12 protein-coding genes and 1 pseudogene are annotated in these 16,751 nt (G+C 57.1%); 8 read left to right on the top strand and 5 right to left on the bottom strand.

Going from position 1 to position 16,751, the window contains the following annotated elements; translation table 11 throughout:
• Positions 1-27 precede the first annotated feature (27 nt).
• A complete protein-coding gene (locus ACVJ5M_RS13555; RefSeq protein WP_063981769.1) occupies positions 28-1,272 on the top strand; it encodes an efflux RND transporter periplasmic adaptor subunit in 1,245 nt (414 codons plus the stop codon).
• On the top strand, positions 1,269-4,397 hold the full coding sequence (locus ACVJ5M_RS13550) for an efflux RND transporter permease subunit (protein ID WP_231142874.1): 3,129 nt from the start codon (positions 1,269-1,271) through the stop codon (positions 4,395-4,397). The genes ACVJ5M_RS13555 and ACVJ5M_RS13550 overlap by 4 nt, the downstream gene beginning before the upstream one ends.
• A 523-nt stretch (positions 4,398-4,920) precedes the next feature.
• Here the strand turns inward: ACVJ5M_RS13550 and ACVJ5M_RS13545 are convergent.
• The 3 genes from ACVJ5M_RS13545 to ACVJ5M_RS13535 all read right to left on the bottom strand — a co-directional run bounded on the left by ACVJ5M_RS13545 (position 4,921) and on the right by ACVJ5M_RS13535 (position 6,852).
• Complete coding sequence (locus ACVJ5M_RS13545; RefSeq protein WP_063981767.1) at positions 4,921-5,547, bottom strand: response regulator; 627 nt, start codon at positions 5,545-5,547, stop codon at positions 4,921-4,923.
• Between the two features lie 87 nt (positions 5,548-5,634).
• On the bottom strand, positions 5,635-6,372 hold the full coding sequence (locus tag ACVJ5M_RS13540) for a sensor histidine kinase (protein WP_231142876.1): 738 nt from the start codon (positions 6,370-6,372) through the stop codon (positions 5,635-5,637).
• A 267-nt stretch (positions 6,373-6,639) separates the two neighbouring features.
• Positions 6,640-6,852 carry a hypothetical protein gene (locus ACVJ5M_RS13535; RefSeq protein WP_155795007.1) on the bottom strand — a complete coding sequence of 71 codons (213 nt, stop codon included), beginning with the start codon at positions 6,850-6,852 and terminating at the stop codon, positions 6,640-6,642.
• Between ACVJ5M_RS13535 and ACVJ5M_RS13530 the strand changes: the two genes are divergently transcribed.
• On the top strand, positions 6,818-7,165 hold the full coding sequence (locus ACVJ5M_RS13530) for a hypothetical protein (RefSeq protein WP_354098189.1): 348 nt from the start codon (positions 6,818-6,820) through the stop codon (positions 7,163-7,165). The genes ACVJ5M_RS13535 and ACVJ5M_RS13530 overlap by 35 nt on opposite strands.
• Positions 7,166-7,393: 228 nt before the next feature.
• On the opposite strand, the gene ACVJ5M_RS13525 is transcribed toward ACVJ5M_RS13530, so the two are convergent.
• Both ACVJ5M_RS13525 and ACVJ5M_RS13520 read right to left on the bottom strand, forming a co-directional pair.
• Positions 7,394-7,609, bottom strand: coding sequence for a hypothetical protein (locus ACVJ5M_RS13525; RefSeq protein ID WP_456679338.1), 216 nt, complete (start codon positions 7,607-7,609; stop codon positions 7,394-7,396).
• A 134-nt stretch (positions 7,610-7,743) separates the two neighbouring features.
• A pseudogene (locus tag ACVJ5M_RS13520) lies at positions 7,744-7,975 on the bottom strand (IS701 family transposase); the annotation flags it as partial.
• 265 nt (positions 7,976-8,240) lie between these two features.
• On the opposite strand from ACVJ5M_RS13520, the gene ACVJ5M_RS13515 reads away from it, so the two are divergent.
• The 5 genes from ACVJ5M_RS13515 (at position 8,241) to ACVJ5M_RS13495 (ending at position 16,504) form a co-directional block, all read left to right on the top strand.
• Positions 8,241-8,777: a hypothetical protein gene (locus tag ACVJ5M_RS13515; RefSeq protein ID WP_456679630.1), complete on the top strand. Its 537-nt coding sequence runs from the start codon at positions 8,241-8,243 to the stop codon at positions 8,775-8,777.
• A gap of 108 nt (positions 8,778-8,885) precedes the next feature.
• Positions 8,886-10,121 (top strand): IS256 family transposase, encoded by a 1,236-nt coding sequence (locus tag ACVJ5M_RS13510; protein ID WP_456679629.1) that lies wholly within the window; start codon positions 8,886-8,888, stop codon positions 10,119-10,121.
• Positions 10,122-10,367: 246 nt separating this feature from the next.
• Positions 10,368-11,465: a hypothetical protein gene (locus ACVJ5M_RS13505; RefSeq protein WP_456679337.1), complete on the top strand. Its 1,098-nt coding sequence runs from the start codon at positions 10,368-10,370 to the stop codon at positions 11,463-11,465.
• A 12-nt stretch (positions 11,466-11,477) separates the two neighbouring features.
• Positions 11,478-14,384 (top strand): ATP-binding protein, encoded by a 2,907-nt coding sequence (locus tag ACVJ5M_RS13500; protein WP_456679336.1) that lies wholly within the window; start codon positions 11,478-11,480, stop codon positions 14,382-14,384.
• Complete coding sequence (locus ACVJ5M_RS13495) at positions 14,381-16,504, top strand: alpha/beta hydrolase (protein ID WP_456679335.1); 2,124 nt, start codon at positions 14,381-14,383, stop codon at positions 16,502-16,504. The genes ACVJ5M_RS13500 and ACVJ5M_RS13495 overlap by 4 nt, the downstream gene beginning before the upstream one ends.
• Positions 16,505-16,751: the final 247 nt, after the last annotated feature.

Genomic DNA, 16,751 nt, shown 5'->3' with positions numbered 1-16,751 from the left:
CCCGCCCCCCGGAGCAAGGAGCGGAAAATGGACCTTGCGGACGTCTCGGTCAGGATGCTGGCGGCGGGTTTCCTGACATTCATCGCTGGCGGCACGGGCTGGACACAGCCAGCGGCAGGCCCTCCGCCCGCTGTCGGCATCGTGGAAGCGATCAGACGACCGATCACCGAGACCAACGAATTTCTCGGGCGGATCGAGGCGGTCAATCGCGTCAATGTCGTGGCTCGCGTCACCGCATTCCTGGAGCAGCGGTTGTTCGTCGAGGGTGCCGAGCTCAAGAAGGGCGACCCGCTTTACCGGCTTGAGCGCGGTCCGTTCGAGGCCGATCTCGCGTCAAAGCAGGCGCAGGTGGCCCAGCTCCGAGCGATGCTCGAGAACGCCAAGCTGACGACCGACCGGGCGCGTACGCTGCTCAGCGGGCCGGCCGGTCAGCAATCGACCTACGACGCGGCGATCGCCAACCAACGCAGCCTGGAAGCCCAGGTCCAGGCCGCGCAGGCACAAGTCGATGCGTCACAGATCAACCTCGACTACACCATGATCAGCGCGCCGATCGACGGTAAGATCGGACGTACGGCCGTGACCGAAGGCAATGTCGTCGGTCCCAGCTCGGGCGTCCTGACCACGATCGTCAGCCAGGATCCGATGTACGTCACCTTCCCGGTGCCGTTGCGCCAGGGGCTCGAACTACGCGAACGCTATGGTCCGCAGGGAGGCTTGGAAGCCGTGGTGATCCGGCTGCGGCTGCCCAATGGCCGCATGTATGGCAAGTCCGGCAAGCTGGATTTTGTCGACAACACCATCGCCCAGAACACGGACACGATCACCGTGCGCGGCGAGATCGCCAACCCGATCCTGCGCGCGCCGTCCGCCGCGGGCGTAACCGTTCACGAACTGACTGACGGCGAGTTCGTCACGGTCTTGCTGGAAGGTGTCCAGCCCATCGAAGTGCTGGCGGTCCCGCGTTCGGCGGTGCTGTCCGACCAGCAGGGTGACTATGTCCTCGCCGTTGGCGCCGGCGATAAGGCCGAACAACGCCGCATCAAGCTGGGGCAATCGACGCCCACTATCGCCTCCGTCATCAGCGGCCTCGCGGCGGGCGACAAGGTCATCGTCGAAGGCCTGCAAAGAGTTCGTCCAGGTCAGGCGGTTTCTCCGGGCCCGGCGAGCGCGCTGATCCAGTCGAGCATGAAGGCCGGCACAGGCGACGCGCCTTCGCAGCCAGACCATGGCGGTTCAACTGATCCGCGCCCGGGGGACAAAAAGCCATGATGTCCGCCGTGTTCATCGATCGCCCGCGACTTGCGATGGTCGTGGCCTTCATCATCACCATTGCAGGTGCGCTCGCGCTGACACGGATCCCGGTGGCGCAATTTCCGGACATTGTGCCACCGCAGGTCACGGTTGCCGGGACCTTTCCCGGCGCGTCTGCCGAGGTCGTGGAGGCCAGCGTCGCTCAACCGCTCGAAGCGCAAGTGATCGGCGTCGACCGAGCTCTCTATATGAAATCGACGAGCGGCAACGACGGCAGCTACACCCTGACGGTGTCATTTGCACTTGGCACCGATCCCGATATCAACACCGTCAATGTTAACAACCGGGTGCAGAGCGCGCTGTCGCAATTGCCCACCGAGGTGCAGCAGCAGGGCGTGACCGTGCAAAAGAAATCGTCGGCGATCCTGCAATTTCTGGTGCTTTACAGTGCCGACGGCCAGCAAGATCCGCTGTTCATCACCAACTACGCGATCATCAACATACTCGATGCGATCTCCAGCACGCCCGGTGTCGGCCAAGCTCACCTGTTCGCCAAGATGAACTACTCGATGCGGATTTGGTTCGATACGCAGCGGCTGACCAGCCTCAATCTCACGCCCTCGGACGTGATCGCGGCAATTCGAACGCAAAGCGTCCAGGCGCCGGTCGGCCGCATCGGCGCGCGTCCAATCAGCGACGACCAGCAATTCCAGTTCAACGTCCAGACCCTGGGACGGCTCGCGACGGTCGACCAGTTCGCCAATATCGTGCTGCGCGCCAACCCGGATGGTTCGACGCTGCTCGTCAAGGACGTCGCCCGGGTCGAGATTGGCGCGCAGAACCTCGACAGCGAAGCGCGGATCGACGGGCGCGCCGCGGTGCCTCTCGCGATCTATCTGGCGCCGGGCGCCAATGCCGTGACGACGGCGCAGGCGGTCGCGGCGACGATGCAGCGGCTATCGAAGCGATTCCCGACGGGGTTGAGCTATCTCGTGCAGTACGATTCCACGAGCTTCGTACGGGACACCATCTCGGAGGTTCTGCGGACACTGGGAGAGGCCTTCGTCCTGGTCGTGATCGTGGTTTATTTGTTCCTCGGTAATCTTCGGGCCACGGTGATACCAGCCATTGCCGTACCGGTCAGCCTGGTCGGCACCTTCGCGGTGCTGCTGATGCTTGGCTATTCCGCGAATACCGTGTCACTGCTCGCGATGGTGCTCGCCATCGGCATCGTCGTGGATGACGCCATCGTCGTCGTGGAGAACGTCGAGCGAGTGATGGAGGAGGAACCGGATCTTTCGCCAGTCGAGGCAAGCAAGAAGGCGATGACGCAGATCACGGCACCGATCATCGCGATCACGTTGGTGCTGCTCTCCGTCTTTGTTCCGATCGCCTTCATTCCTGGCATTTCCGGCACGCTGTTTCGGCAATTTGCGGTGACGATCAGCGCCGCCATGATGATTTCAGCACTGAATGCGCTGACCTTGTCGCCCGCCTTGTGCGCGCTGTTCCTGCGGCATACTGGACCCCGGCGCGGCATGATCGGCCACGTTCTTGGCGGCATTGACTGGATCCGCGATCGCTATAGCAGCGGCGTACGACGGCTGCTGCGCGTGGCCAGTCTCTCCCTCATCCTGGTCGCCGTGTTCGCAGCCGGCATTTTCGGGATGTCGCACCTGACGCCGACAGGGTTCCTCCCCGAGGAAGACCAGGGCGCTTTCTTCACTTCGGTGCAGTTGCCGGACGGTGCATCCGTTGCGCGGACCAGTGAAGTCACCAAACAGATCGAGGACGTCCTGAAGGAGATGCCGGCCGTCGACCATGTTCTGGCCATCATCGGTTTCTCCCTGCTTGACGGGGCGTCCGAGCCCAACAGCGCGCTGGTGGTGACGCGCCTCAAGCCGTTTGCCGATCGCAAGGCGGCCGCGGATTCGGTGCAGGCGTTGATCCGGCAGACTTACGCAGCCGGCGCGCAAATCCGGCAGGCCAATGTACTGCCGTTCAATATGCCGCCGATCATCGGACTCTCCACCTCAGGCGGGTTCGAGTACCAGCTCCAAGCGCTGGAAGGACAGAGCCCCGCCGCGATCTCCAGTGTCACGGGTGCGTTGATCGGAGCGGCCAATGCCGATCCGCGGCTGACGCGAGTGTTCTCGACCTTCACCGCGACCAATCCATCGATCTATCTCGACATCGATCGACGTAAGGCGCAGGCGCTTGGCGTGACCATCAGCGATATCTTCACGGCCCTTCAGGCGACGCTGGGCGGCATCTACGTCAACAATTTCAACCTCTATGGACGTACCTGGCAGGTCAACGTGCAGGGGGAGGCGCTCGATCGCGCCGACCTTTCCGATATCTGGCGCATCTATGTCCGCAATAGCACGGGTCAGATGGTTCCGATGCGGTCGCTCGCCGGCATCAAGATCGTAACCGGGCCTCAGGTCATTACCCGCTACAACAATTATCGTTCAGTGACGGTGAACGGCAGCCCGGCGCCAGGCGTCTCGTCCGGCACCGCGATGGCAGCGATGGCAGAGATCTCCAACAACGTGCTGCCTGCAGGTTACAGTTTCGAGTGGACCGGCACCGCCTATCAGGAGCAACAGGCAGCAGGACAAACCGGGGTGGTGCTCGCGCTCGCCGTGCTGTTCGCCTATCTGTTCCTGGTGGCGCTGTATGAGAGCGCGGTGATCCCGATCCCGGTGCTGCTCTCCGTCGTTGTCGGCGTTCTAGGCTCATATATCGGTATTAAAATCGCCGGCCTCAATCTCGATCTGTACGGCCAGATTGGCCTCGTGGTGCTGATCGCGCTTGCCGCCAAGAACGGCATCCTGATCGTGGAATTCGCGAAGGAACGACGGGAAGCCGGCACAGAGCTTGCGGAGGCCGCGATCCAGGGGGCGCATATGCGGTTCCGCGCGGTGATGATGACTTCAGTTGCCTTCATTCTCGGACTCCTCCCGCTCGTACTCGCAACCGGCGCCGCCGAGCTGAGCCGCAGGGCGGTCGGGACCGCTGTCTTTGCCGGCATGCTCGCCGCAAGCTCAATCGGGATTTTTATGGTGCCGATGCTCTACGTCACGTTTCAGCGCCTGCGCGAGCGCGCGAAGGCACGACCGGTCCCGGCGCGAACCACATGACCCGAGTATCCAGGACGGCGGGAATACGCCGAGCCTGTTGCTCAGGGTTTCGTTGGATGCCGGCGTTGCCGTTCCCCGCTACCGTAGTCCGTACTTGAAACTGCGTGACAAGAAGAGAGGAGAAGAACAATGAACGCTCCCACACGTCGTGCCTTCCTTGGTTTTGCGCAGGGCGCCGTCGCCGCCGCAGCTGTCGGCGCAATCGGCGTTCGTTTCATTGCGACAGCGGAGGCTATACCGGTCGCCGCAAATCTGGGACGGGCCGCGATAACCACGGATCTCGCGACGCAGGCGCAGTGGGGTCCTCCGCATAGCCCCGGTTGGGGACGGTCGCGACCGCGCAGGCGCCGTTGGGTTTGCTGGTGGCATCGCGGTCGCCGCCATTGCGGGTGGCGGTGGAGGTGACCGTCCGCGATCCCTTTGCGGACGGGAAAGGGCAGCGCTGCGCTTCCGCAGCGATCAGCTCTGCTTCACCGCCGCGATCGGTTGCGAAGCGCGGCGGGCCGGCAGCCGCTGATTTCGTTCACTCTTCAATCAATTTAGCTCTGATCGCGTAGCGGACCAGTCCAGCTATCGAATTGACCCCCAGTTTTCCCATGGCCGACGCCCGATGCGTTTCCGTGGTCTTCACGCTTGAGCTCAGCATCGCGCTGATACCCTTATTACTGTACCCCTCGGCCACAAGCTTGACAACGAGCCGCTCTCGCGGAGACAGCTTCACATGCCCCTCGCCAGCTTCGTCTTCCCGACCCGACTGACCACAAAATCGTCCGCCAACGAATGGCTTACGTGCCATTAGCGCTTCAACGGCAGCCAACAGCAGCTTGTTTGCGTCCGACTTGACCAGGAACGCGCGCGCACCCGCCTGAAGCGCCTCTTGAGCCAGCACTCCGGATTCGTGCGCGGTAAAGATCAGCACCTCAGTTTCGCGGAGATGTTTTTTTATTCCTCGAGTTATTTCCAGTCCCGTCATGCGCGGCATGAAGAAGTCGACGATCGCAACATCGGGCCGCTCTTTGAGAGCGGCCTCAAATGCCGATCTTCCGTCGGACGCCTCGGCGACAATCATCCAACCCGGCCGCTGCTCGAGGACCGCCCGTAGCCCGGATCGAACAGCATCATGATCATCAGCAATGAGAATTCGTTTCATGAGAGGGCTGCCTCGATGATCTTGTCGCAAGAGAACCTGGACGAGCTATGGGCGCTGCGTTTCAGCAGCATCTCCAACCGGGCCATCTCACTCGCGCGCAAGAGCGCATGGAAAGGTCGCACGCAGGATGGTACCGCGCCGCAGCGTTGTGGGTGCCGATAATATCTCAAGCTGCCCTCCCATCTCTTGCAATCGAGCTCGCATGATACGGATTCCCGCTCCGGGTGCCCACGGACGAAAGCGGCATGCGCCATCTGCAGCGACCATGCCTTGTCCGTCGTCTCGGACCTCGAGCTTGAACTTCCTGTCCCTCGTCCCGATAGTTATGACGACCTGTGTCGCCTTGGCGTGGCGGTAAACGTTCGTCAGGGCCTCCTGAACAATTCTCAGCAACGCTCGCTGCGCCTCGTATGGCAGGCCGTCGACCGCGGACGATATCGAGACCTCAATATTCAGCGGCGTTCGGGCTGCGAGCCCTTCTGCGAATTGCTCGATTGTCGTCCTGAGCCCTCGTTCAAACAGGTCCTGAGGGTGAAGCAGATATGTGAGAGACCGCAATTCCTTCATAGCGCGATCGATCGAGATGTCGAGCTGATCGCAATGTCTCGTCGCCTTCAGAGGATCGCCTAGCGCACTCCTTACTTGCATCAGAATGAGGCTCGCCGCCACCAGATGCTGGCACGTTGAATCGTGAAGCTCCGAAGCAATTTGACGATGAACTTCTTCCTGCAGAGCGAGCCGTTCGGAATTCGCCTTGCGCGTATGCCTCGATCCTCCGGAGGCATTTCGAACATGTCGGCTGACCGGTGTCTCCTGAAGGGACATGATACACTCGCCTTCCTGCAGTGCTAACTTTCGCACCGCTAGTTTCCTGGCATATGCAGACAACTCTCCGATAAATTTAGCCTACCGCCGCGACACACCGACCACGCAATCAGTATAAGCCACTACGTAGAAATCCTCTAGGCAGCCAATCCCCGTCGTGTGCCCAGCATCCCAAATTTGGCGCGACGCTCCCTGATTCAGATCAAGGAGCTGCAGGTAAGGAGCAGCATGCGGGTCGGCGAAAACGCGATTATGAAGACGCGTCCGTCAATCTGCGCGCTGTGTCATCGCCCGCTTGACGGCGGCGGCAGCAATCGAGCGGCCCGGCGAGGGTGTTGCGCCGCAGAACAGTCCGCCGCTGTTTAGGTAAGACGTCTTTCCATATTCCGCCCGGGCCACCTCTTTGAAATTCCGCAATTCGGAAATCAACAGAGGCATCGTCGGCTTGTCTTTCGGCGTCGCATCGATCTCCGGATCCATCGCGGCGTTCTATTCGGAGCTGTTCGACACGCGGATCCGCTACACTGGTCTCGTCTTCGCAAAAGAAGTCAGCGGCGCTGTCGTCGGCGGCTTTACGTCACTGATTTCGACGCTGCTGGTGCAGTGGAGTGGCGACGCAAGCTGGCCAGTCTCGGTCTACATGATGGTCACGGCGCTGGCAGCGTTTTTGTGCGCCTATCTCGCCAGGGACATCCTCGACGTCAGCCAGCGAAACGTCACAACTGCGACGAAACGCGACGCTCTTGTGGGCGTGCGACAAGTCATGGACGATACTGGCGACCATGCGAGATGACGAGCGCGACGGTGATGCGAACCAGCAAGAACATCTCGCGAACATCGCCAAGTCGACGCACGGTGCGATGTCCGACCACCAAAAGCGTCGCACGATACGCGCTTTTCTCTGTCGCCTGAAATGGAAAAACCCTGCGCTAACAGGGCTTTCGATATGGTGGGCGCACCAGGGCTCGAACCTGGGACCCGCTGATTAAGAGTCCCGGCGATCATCAGTTCTATCAAGGGCTTAAGCGCAAACCGCGGCGATAAAGCCCCTTTGATAGCGTTGCGGTATTGCCGGGAAAGCAAACCAGCCCCCACCATCAATATCGAGAGGCGACGGCGCGCGTGACCATGGCTTTGATAAGGCATCGGCTGCCGAGCTGCGCAAGCGGCTCGTTGCCGCTGCAAAGATGAGTTTCACCCGGAAGTTTTCATCGGCAAGCTCAATGAGCGCGCGCATGACCTCCTTTGAGGGCGGACTTATCTGCTTGTCGTCATCCGCACGCGTGGAAAGCGCGCGCTCCTCCGGTTGTTGCACTCAGCTAGCACTACTTTGGCAGAACTGGTTGTCGCTGCAATTCTTCGCGGATTAGTTTACTGCAGCATGGGCACCGTTGCGATGGTGGCCGAAGAATGAGATCGACGATGGCGTGGCGCACGGCGGGCATGGTTGGCTGAGGCGGAGGGCCGTTGATTCTTTTTTCCGACCCGCGTGTGCGAGGCGACGGTGCTGCAAGAAGGCGTAGGCAATCATAGTCATTAGGGCGTGACGATGAAGACCTTGCCATGATCGCCCTTCGAAGTGATCGAGTCCAAGCTCCACCGGCCGTTGGTTAGCGGCGGCGAACGCCAGGAATTGTCACGGGTGTCAGCGAGCTGGTGATGCACGCCGAGCTGGGATTGCTGAATATGGCGCTAAGCACCGATCGGTTTACGATTTACGACCAACTGATGGTGTGTCGACCAACGGAAGACCGACATCGGATGGTCGCAGTACGATAGCACGCACATAAGGTTGCAGCCGAACAAGCAGCAGCGGGGCAAGAAGAAAAAGTGCGTAGTCATTCCGGGTCGGCACACCGTTGAAAGCCGTGCTCGACGCGCGCCGGCCTGAGAAGGCGGAAGGGACGATCCAGCGCAACACCTTCGGTGAGGCCTGGACAAGTGACGGATTCCGCACGGCCTGGGGCAAAGCCTTCGATAGGGCTAAGCTCGCTGATGCCGATATGCACTTCCACGATTTGCGCGGCACGGCGGTGACCAGGTTGGCCCTCTCAGGGTGCTCGATCGCTCAGCTAGCAGCGATCACTGGCCATAGTCCGCGGGACGTCGATGAGATCCTGAAAGCACATTATCTCGGCGGCCAAGCCGAACTTGCCGAGCAGGCTATCGTCCAGCCGGTGGCGACGGTTGCGTTCACAACCTCGCGCGCATCATTTGATGGTTACAAGATAAAGCATCAAGGTCTCGCGGGGAGCACCGAGCCACCCATTTTCTTCGCGCCAAAGACAATTTTCGAAGCGGGCAGAAGAACTGCGAATGCTTTGACTTTGGAGAGAGTGTCGCCCGACGAGCACACTTTTAACTTCGCCTCGGTTACGTCCGAGGTGCCGTCGCAGGGTTGGTAGGAATTAGGGTTGGCGTAGTCTCCGGGGTGATCAACCTCGAATCGTCCGGCGTTGAAGCGTCGGACTGGAGACTACGCCATGACCAAGTTTACTACGAAGCCTGATTCCATGCAGCCTGCGACCGAAATGGCTGTTGATCTTTTCGACAACTGGTTCGATCCGATCGAGACCGAGGTGCGGGCTCGGGCGCGTCAGTTCATCGAAGAGCTGATCCGCGGCGAACTCGATACCGCGCTGGCACGGCCGCGTTACGAACGAAGCAAGATGGCCGGCAATGAAGCAGGAGCCTGCGTCAAGGCCCACCGTCATGGCAGCCGGACGCGCTCGCTGACGGGCACGTTCGGGCCGATCGAGATCGCGGTGCCGCGGGCCCGGCTGACCACGCCGGAGGGCGGGACGGCGGAATGGAAGAGCCAGGCGCTGCGGGCCTATCAACGACGCACGCTTGCCGCCGACGCGCTGATCGCCAGCAGCTATCTCGCCGGCACCAATACCAGGCGGGTGCGTCGCGCGCTGGCGGCCTTGTTCGGCGGGACGGTCGGCAAGGACACGGTGAGCCGGACCTGGCGCAAGGTAAAGGGCGACTGGGACGCCTGGAACAGCCGCTCGCTGGCCGCGGAGCCGATCGTGCGCCTGATCCTCGACGGCACCGTCGTTCGGGTGCGCCTCGACCGCAAGGCGACCTCGATTTCACTGCTCGTTGTGCTGGGCGTGCGAGCGGACGGCCAGAAGGTTCTGCTCGCGATCAAGAGCATGGGCGGCGAAAGCGCCGAGGCCTGGCGCACGGTGCTGGACGATCTCATCAAGCGCGGGCTGCGGCGTCCCGAATTCCTCATCGTCGACGGCGCACCAGGGCTCGACAAGGCCATTGCAGTCGTCTGGGACGGCGTGCCGGTGCAACGCTGCACGGTTCACAAACACAGAAACCTGCTGGCCCATGCCCCCGAGCGCCTGCACGACGAGATCACCGCAGAGTACAACGACATGATCTATGCGACGACGCCTGAGGAGATCACCGTTCGCCGCAAGGCCTTCATCCGCAAATGGCGGCTCAAGCATCGTGCCGTTGCCGACAGCCTGGAGGAAGCGGGAGACCGCTTGTTCACCTTCGCGCGCCTGCCGCCGAGCCAATGGCGCAGCCTACGCACGACCAATGCGATCGAGCGATTGCACGAGGAGTTCAAGCGCCGGATCAAAACCCAAACCGTACTGCCGTCGGCCGACACCGCCGCGATGATGTTCTGGGCGCTGCTCGCCTCGGGACAGATCAGCATGCGCAAGGTCGATGGTTGGAACACGCTCGCCACAAAACCCACCGATCAGCCAATTGACCTTGCCGCCTGAAACGATAACTTCATGTTACCCGGGAATACGCCATACCGAATTCCAACCGCATTCCGGACGGCACCACGTCCGAGCGCAATCTTTAGAGGATGTAAGTCTAGGTGACTGACCTATCTTCCCGGCTTCTGAGCTCTCCTGCAGACGCCACTTGAAAACTTTCAGATTGCGGCGCTAAATGTTTTCAACCCACACAAAATCAGAGGTTCGAAAGATTAAAATCATAATTTTTGTTGGTGAGGCATTTCAATGATCAATTTCGTAAGCGTAGTTGAACAGGGTGACAGCCTGAAGTTCGAATGGAGCGGTCCGCGCTATATTCTAACGCCGTATTGCGTGAATGCTGAATTGGTTCGCAAAGCAGGCGACCAAGTCCGAGACGAATTACGTGAAATTGCAACAAAATACAAAGCTATCGGCATTCAATACGACGCAAAGGATCTAAAGGCGCTTGCTTCTGCCGGACAGAGACTTTTTGCTGCCCTGTTCCTCGTCACTTCCGGTGACGCATCGTCTGCTGAATATCTCAAGGAAAAGATTGAAGCTCAAACTACACGTAGCGAGCTTAGCGTCTTTACCGATGGAAACGTAACGATACCTTGGAATTTCATCTTTCGACGTGATCCAGACGCGATAATAAGCGCCAAGTTCGATTTGACGGACTTCGACGGATTCTGGACGTCGATATTCAAGACGTCGATACGCTTCAACAAAATGCACCCGCCGAGCGAGACGGCAGTCCCTAAAAGCAACATGAAGACGCTGCTTGCGCTTCATAAAGATCGGTTCTTGGATGCGAGACATTTGCTTAAGTCCGATAACGCCCTTCTCGCAAAGCTCGACGCACTTCTGCAGCATGAAATCGGAGAAGCGACGAATTGGAATGATTGCAGAGCAAAATGGAAGACCATCGCAGATAGCGACAGCGTTATCTACATTTTTGGCCATTCGGACGGAACGCGACTTTACCTCTGCGATCCGCCGATGAGTGGAAAACCTGTAAGCGACGAGTACGCGATCGACACGCTGGGTCTTCTAACGTCTTTTCCAAAGAAAAAGGGCAATAAGTCAAACACGATCTACTTCATCAATGGCTGTAGAACGGCTGCCAGCAACCTTGGTGATGGATTTCTCTCTGTCACTTCGGGGCCGGGATTTCACGGCTTCATAGGTTGTGAGGCGGAAATCACCAACGAGTTTGCCACCAAATACGCAGCCGAATTCTTAGATCTACTCTGTGTGTCCGGCCTTTCAATCTCTGACTGTATTGAATGTTTGCGGACCAAACTATTTCCACTGAGTCTTTGGTACTCTTGTTATGCGGATCCTGACTTTCGGATTGCATGAGGATGACTCGCGATGCTACTCGAGCGAACTGTCCCCGACGCCGCTGCGAAGCAATGGCCAGAAGCGCCTTACAAGGGGCTCAACTATTATACCGCGAAAGACGCCCCGTTATTTGCCCAGCGCGATAAGGAAACGGAAGCGTGTGCTCAGATTGTCGGGCGATATGAAACCAAGCTTCTTCTTCTTCATGGTCGAAGTGGAACGGGTAAATCATCTTTCTTAAGAGCAGGGTTACTTCCGCGACTTCTCGAAGATGCCGAGCATTTCACCTGCCTGCGAACAATAGCCAATCCTAACGAACCATATTTGATAAGGTGTACCGATGATCCCATTGTTCGGTTGCGGTCTACCTTGCTGGTGGCGCTAAAGGCCGACGATTCTCTTCAACGAAGATTGCCCGTCGCAGTACGATCGCAAGCTATCCTTCTCCTCGAGTCTACAGCCGAACGAGGTGCTTTAGCAGACGCGCTGCTGAAATGTTTGACATTGCTGACGGCCAGTCTAATTGGGACGTTGGTCTTGGTAATCGATCAAAGTGAAGAAGTCTTGACACTCGCGTCAGACGGAGAAAGCACTTCGAGGAAGTCGGCTTTTTTTTCGTTCCTAGAGGATCTGTGCTTTGAACGAATCGACCTCAAAATTGTGATCTCATTGCGCACGGAGTACTATGGCCAGTTCTGCGATTGGTTTCGCATCTCTCCTTCTTTGGCTGTGACTACGAAGAGGGTTGGCATGGAGCAATTCATGCTTCACGGCCTCCAAGACAAAGACGACCTGGCTGCAGCGATCGAGAGGCCAACTGTAAAACGTAAAGTAGGCCAATACCGTCCGCCATTCGAAAAATACGAATTTGAGTATGCCCCCGCACTTGTGAATCGGATCGCCGTCGACATCGTGAATCATTGCGGAGAGTCAAGCGCGCTCCCAGTTATGCAAGTAGTATGCAAGGACTTGTACGAAACGGTTGTTGGGCAGCAGGGTCGATCTAAGATCGAACAATCTGATTATAAAAAGCAAGGCGGCGTTGAGGGAGCACTCGACCGTTTCATCGATCAATCAATCAAATCTGCCGTGGACGAGGTTGTTGGCCCGCCTAAGGATCACGAGATTGAGGCGTGGCGCGATGTTATTGCAACGCTGGTAGCAAGACAGGAAGGTGGTGCGCTTACGACGCTGCTTTCACCTAAGGACGATTTGATAGCGTTCGCACGAAGCAAAGGGTTCAAAACCTGTATCGTCGAATGTCTATCGAAAATGGCCGATGAAAAATACAGATTGCTCAGAAAAGTGTCCTTGGTTTCTGCTGAGCATGCAAGCGTGGATCACTTCAGTTTAGGCCACGACGCGATAGCTGCCTCACTGTTTCGTTGGAAGGAAGCTCGTGAGAAACTTCTTGAAGCACAAAAACGACTGAGCCGTTTTCGAATATTCGGCGGGCTAACGATAGCAGCCCTGACTGCTGGAGTCATTCTGGTCTACGCTCAATCACTAATCATGAGAGGAGCTGCTGTTAAGGCGACCAATGCATACACTGCAAGCGAGCCACTCCTCGACGCTCGTATAAGGTTGCTATTATTGATGGCGAGCTGGAACGAATCTAACGGATTCGCGCGTCGCCTTTTGCCTTTTAATGAGACGCGAGTTGAATTGGAGAAGACGTTAGCGAGCTCACCTATGAACATGTGGTCCGCAGAAGCCGTAGGACTGAGCGGCGACGGCGAACGAGTTGCGTTTATTAGAGACAACAAAATTTTTATTGGGGGCGTGTATGATAAGGAAGCCAAGGAGCTAGGCACGGTTGGCACGCCAAATGCTCCACCGAGCGCCGCCCAAATGAACCCGTGGATCAGTATAGGATTTATTTCGGGACTATCGGATCCGGTTGCTTACAGAAACGGCCAGTTCACATTTTGGGCGAGCGGTGAAAAGAAAGTCATCGACCTCAAGAATATTATTAATATGAGTAATCTCCCGCGCGCGCCTTTTGTAGAGATCGCGGGTGGAGCAATACGACTTACAACCTTCGATCAGGCCGGTAAGCTGCTGTTCTCCGATCTGCGTTTCGACGCTGCCACCAATTCTCTCGCACCGGATGAAGACAACGAGATGCGGGATATTGGCGTCATCTGGCCTACGTACTCGGAGTTCTCCAGCAGACTTTTAGTGATCCAAAATGCTCCCGAAGACCGAGGAAGATCGACTCTTGTTATCGCAACGCGAAACAGCAAAAGGCGAAACACGTCCGTAGAATTATCAGGGCCTGCAAAACAACCCGGCTCCGACGGATTGGGTGGAATTTCATCTCAAGTATCGGGACAACCAGCCCCTCAACCGTACTTACGATCGATCGCCTTCTCCAACCAAGATAAGTCCATCGTCATCCGCGAGAATAGCGGTACGCTTTTGGTTTTTCCTCTGAAGGATGGAGAAGCTACCGAGAAGGTCGAAATTCCAGTCCCTGAGATTGCGGCGGCTTATGGCGCGCCGAGACCTGCTTTCTTTACTCCACGGCCTCTCCTGGCGTCGGTGCAGGTGGGAAACGAAAGGCGCATCGCCTGGCTCAGCGAGAAAGGTGTCATCTTCATACGAAGTGAATTTGGATCTCGAGCTCCGCTATTGAGGTGGCCCCCGCTTTTGCCGTCTCTCTCCTCCCTGGATAGCGCGAGCAAAATGCGGTTTTCAGACGACGGGGAGAAGCTGGTTCTTGTACAACAAAGGGGCGCCGGCCAAGCCAATGTTCGCGTGTGGAATCTAAGTGAGGCTCGCCGTTTGGCAATTACAAAGATGACCAATAGTGCGCTTCGTCGTGAGGCATGCCGGGTGGCATCTCTCGAGGAGCATGGAAATCGATTTACTCAAGATGAGAAGGCGAGCTGGCTTAGCGTCAGTGGGACCCAACCATGTGAGGGAATGCAGTGAGTGTTCTAGATGTGATTGGGCGAATCGCTCGGATTGTCAGCGGCGCCCCACCTCCTGCGACGACCATCATCAGATTTTCTGGTGACGCTTGCGTACCGGCAACAGGGGAGGAGATAGTTCGTGACCGCGATTATTTCTCGATCACGTTGAATGAAATGTACCTTACCAAAGGCAGGGAATTTTGGTCGACCTATGATCCTTTAGTATTTGTTTCTGTAGATTTTATCTACGGCCCTGACGTTATTAACGTGGCTTCAATAGTCGGGCCAAACACGCTGAGAGGAAAACAGGAGCTTCCCCACGGATTCCTGATAAACGATATCAAGGTCGTCGGACCGCATCCGTTTCGCGGAGGCTCGATTGCCATTACGGTCGTGCTTTATAAAACCAAAAACCAAGACTACGCGAAACGCGTTCTGCAATTTGCCGAGGGAATTTCCAAGTCCATAGGAGTACCAGCAGGTATCGAGTTGGTATCGAAAGTTGGCTCTTCCCTCCTCGATGCATTTGAGACGCTCGTTGCCATGGGAGATTGCGTCCCGGTTACTGGTCACAGAGTGGAAATCAACAGCAACACTATAGAAGGGTTCGTTGCTTCATATACAGCCTTGGTTGCGGGTGAGGAAAAGGCGAGTACGAAGTTGTTGGTAAAAAACTCTCGTTTAATGGACGATGAAGGTCGGCCATACCGACGCAGCGACTTTGTGCTTTACAGTATCGCACGGAACGAACGACGGGATCAGGAAACTACGCTGCCATTCTACGATATGCTCGGTGAAATAGACCGGGCGGCGATGTCTGATGATGCGCAGTCGTGGGCTAGAGCAAAGGCATCTTTGGTTGTCTTATATCAAAAAATGCTGACCTCTCCAGATTTGACGCCGGTAGAGGCCGACTCACTTTTTGAAAAATACAAGCAGTCGATGATGGAAAGACGAGAACGAGCGTTAAAGGCCACGTTGATGTCAGGACGGCCGCCAAAGCTCGGGTACGATAGCGACTCCAAGTTTGACCAGATAGTAGATGACCTTAAGAAGCTAGATGGCATACTTGGCGCAAGGGACGAGCTTTGGTCGCCAACGATTGCGTCAGAGCCGTTAGACAACTCTTCCCCTAGAGTGGTCGATTTTCTCTACGTAACCACACGAAAGAAATCGATGATCGGTATCGGGCAGTCTGGCCCCGTTGGCTATACAGGGCAGAGAAGTGTGGAACTGGGTTTCGGTGCTGCGTCCGTGCGAATTCCGGAGGATCACAAGATTGGACAAATTGAATTGCCGGTCAAATGGTCCGTTCTCGGTTACACGCTGTATGAGGGATCAATTTCGGAGAGCAGACATTTTTCCATTCGTAAAATTTCTGCTTTGACCCAAGAGCAATGGGAAAAAGTTGCACATGAGAAGGCGCCTCAGAAGAGGGCCCTTATTTTTGTGCACGGGTTTAATACCTCGTTTGAGGATGCGCTCTATCGCAATGCTCAGATCATTTGGGATTTGCAGTACCCTGGTCTTTCCGTTCTTTTCTCATGGGCCTCAGCGGGGCGCCCGAGCGAATACTTTTACGATAGAGACAGCGCATATCTCGCGCGAGATGCCTTCGTGGGAGTCCTTCGTTTACTAAAGGAGAATCATCATTTCGATCAGGTAGACGTTATCGCGCATAGTATGGGCAATTTGGTCGTGCTGGACGCCCTCTCCAGTTATGCTAAGACTTCGAACCCGGCGATGGTAGGCGAACTTGTAATGGCGGCGCCGGATGTCGATCGAGATCAGTTCCTGCAAATGGGGCCCATTGTTCGGAAGATCACGAAAGGTATGACGTTGTACGCGTCCTCTGCCGATAAGGCTCTGGCCCTTTCGCGGATTCCTGCGCGTGTACCCCGTGCGGGCGATGTGGCTCCGCAGGGACCGATCGTTTTGCCCGATATTGAGACGATCGACGTGACGGCGATCGGTGACGAAATCTTTGGCCTCAATCATACCGAATTTGCGTCTAATCGAGCCGTGATCGACGACATGAAGCTACTAATTTGGAATGGAATGCGGCCCCCGCGTTTGGCCCAGATCCGGGGTATCCCCGACTTTCCAGCTGCCCCGAAATATTGGCGATATGTGCCGTAATTTGCCCTGGACCATTCGGACCACGAGGTGAAATTAGCATTCAGAGCACGCCCCCCTTGGCGCAAAGCAACAGCGTTCATCTGCAATAGACTTCTGCACACCAACGTTGCGCGATGTGCGCGCCTGGGTTTCTATCACTAGCTTCTTGATTCAAGCCTGAGCACGCCGATGCTGCGAGAGCGTTGCTCTCCGAAGGCATGTGTCAACCCAGATGGAGCAAAAAAGGAGCTCGAAAGAGGTCTGGAAT

It is taken from the genome of Bradyrhizobium sp. S3.7.6, from assembly GCF_054061875.1.
The sequence above is the reverse complement of the archived record's forward strand: the minus strand, read 5'-3'. Positions and strand labels throughout refer to the sequence as shown.

Bases quoted from the DNA above. Each gene is read 5' to 3' on its own strand.
- ACVJ5M_RS13555 (WP_063981769.1), top strand. From the start codon at position 28: ATGGACCTTGCGGACGTCTCGGTCAGGATGCTGGCGGCGGGTTTCCTG.
- ACVJ5M_RS13550 (WP_231142874.1), top strand. From the start codon at position 1,269: ATGATGTCCGCCGTGTTCATCGATCGCCCGCGACTTGCGATGGTCGTG.
- ACVJ5M_RS13545 (WP_063981767.1), bottom strand. From the start codon at position 5,547: ATGAAACGAATTCTCATTGCTGATGATCATGATGCTGTTCGATCCGGG.
- ACVJ5M_RS13540 (WP_231142876.1), bottom strand. From the start codon at position 6,372: ATGTCCCTTCAGGAGACACCGGTCAGCCGACATGTTCGAAATGCCTCC.
- ACVJ5M_RS13535 (WP_155795007.1), bottom strand. From the start codon at position 6,852: ATGGATCCGGAGATCGATGCGACGCCGAAAGACAAGCCGACGATGCCT.
- ACVJ5M_RS13525 (WP_456679338.1), bottom strand. From the start codon at position 7,609: ATGCGCGCGCTCATTGAGCTTGCCGATGAAAACTTCCGGGTGAAACTC.
- ACVJ5M_RS13510 (WP_456679629.1), top strand. From the start codon at position 8,886: ATGCAGCCTGCGACCGAAATGGCTGTTGATCTTTTCGACAACTGGTTC.
- ACVJ5M_RS13505 (WP_456679337.1), top strand. From the start codon at position 10,368: ATGATCAATTTCGTAAGCGTAGTTGAACAGGGTGACAGCCTGAAGTTC.
- ACVJ5M_RS13500 (WP_456679336.1), top strand. From the start codon at position 11,478: ATGCTACTCGAGCGAACTGTCCCCGACGCCGCTGCGAAGCAATGGCCA.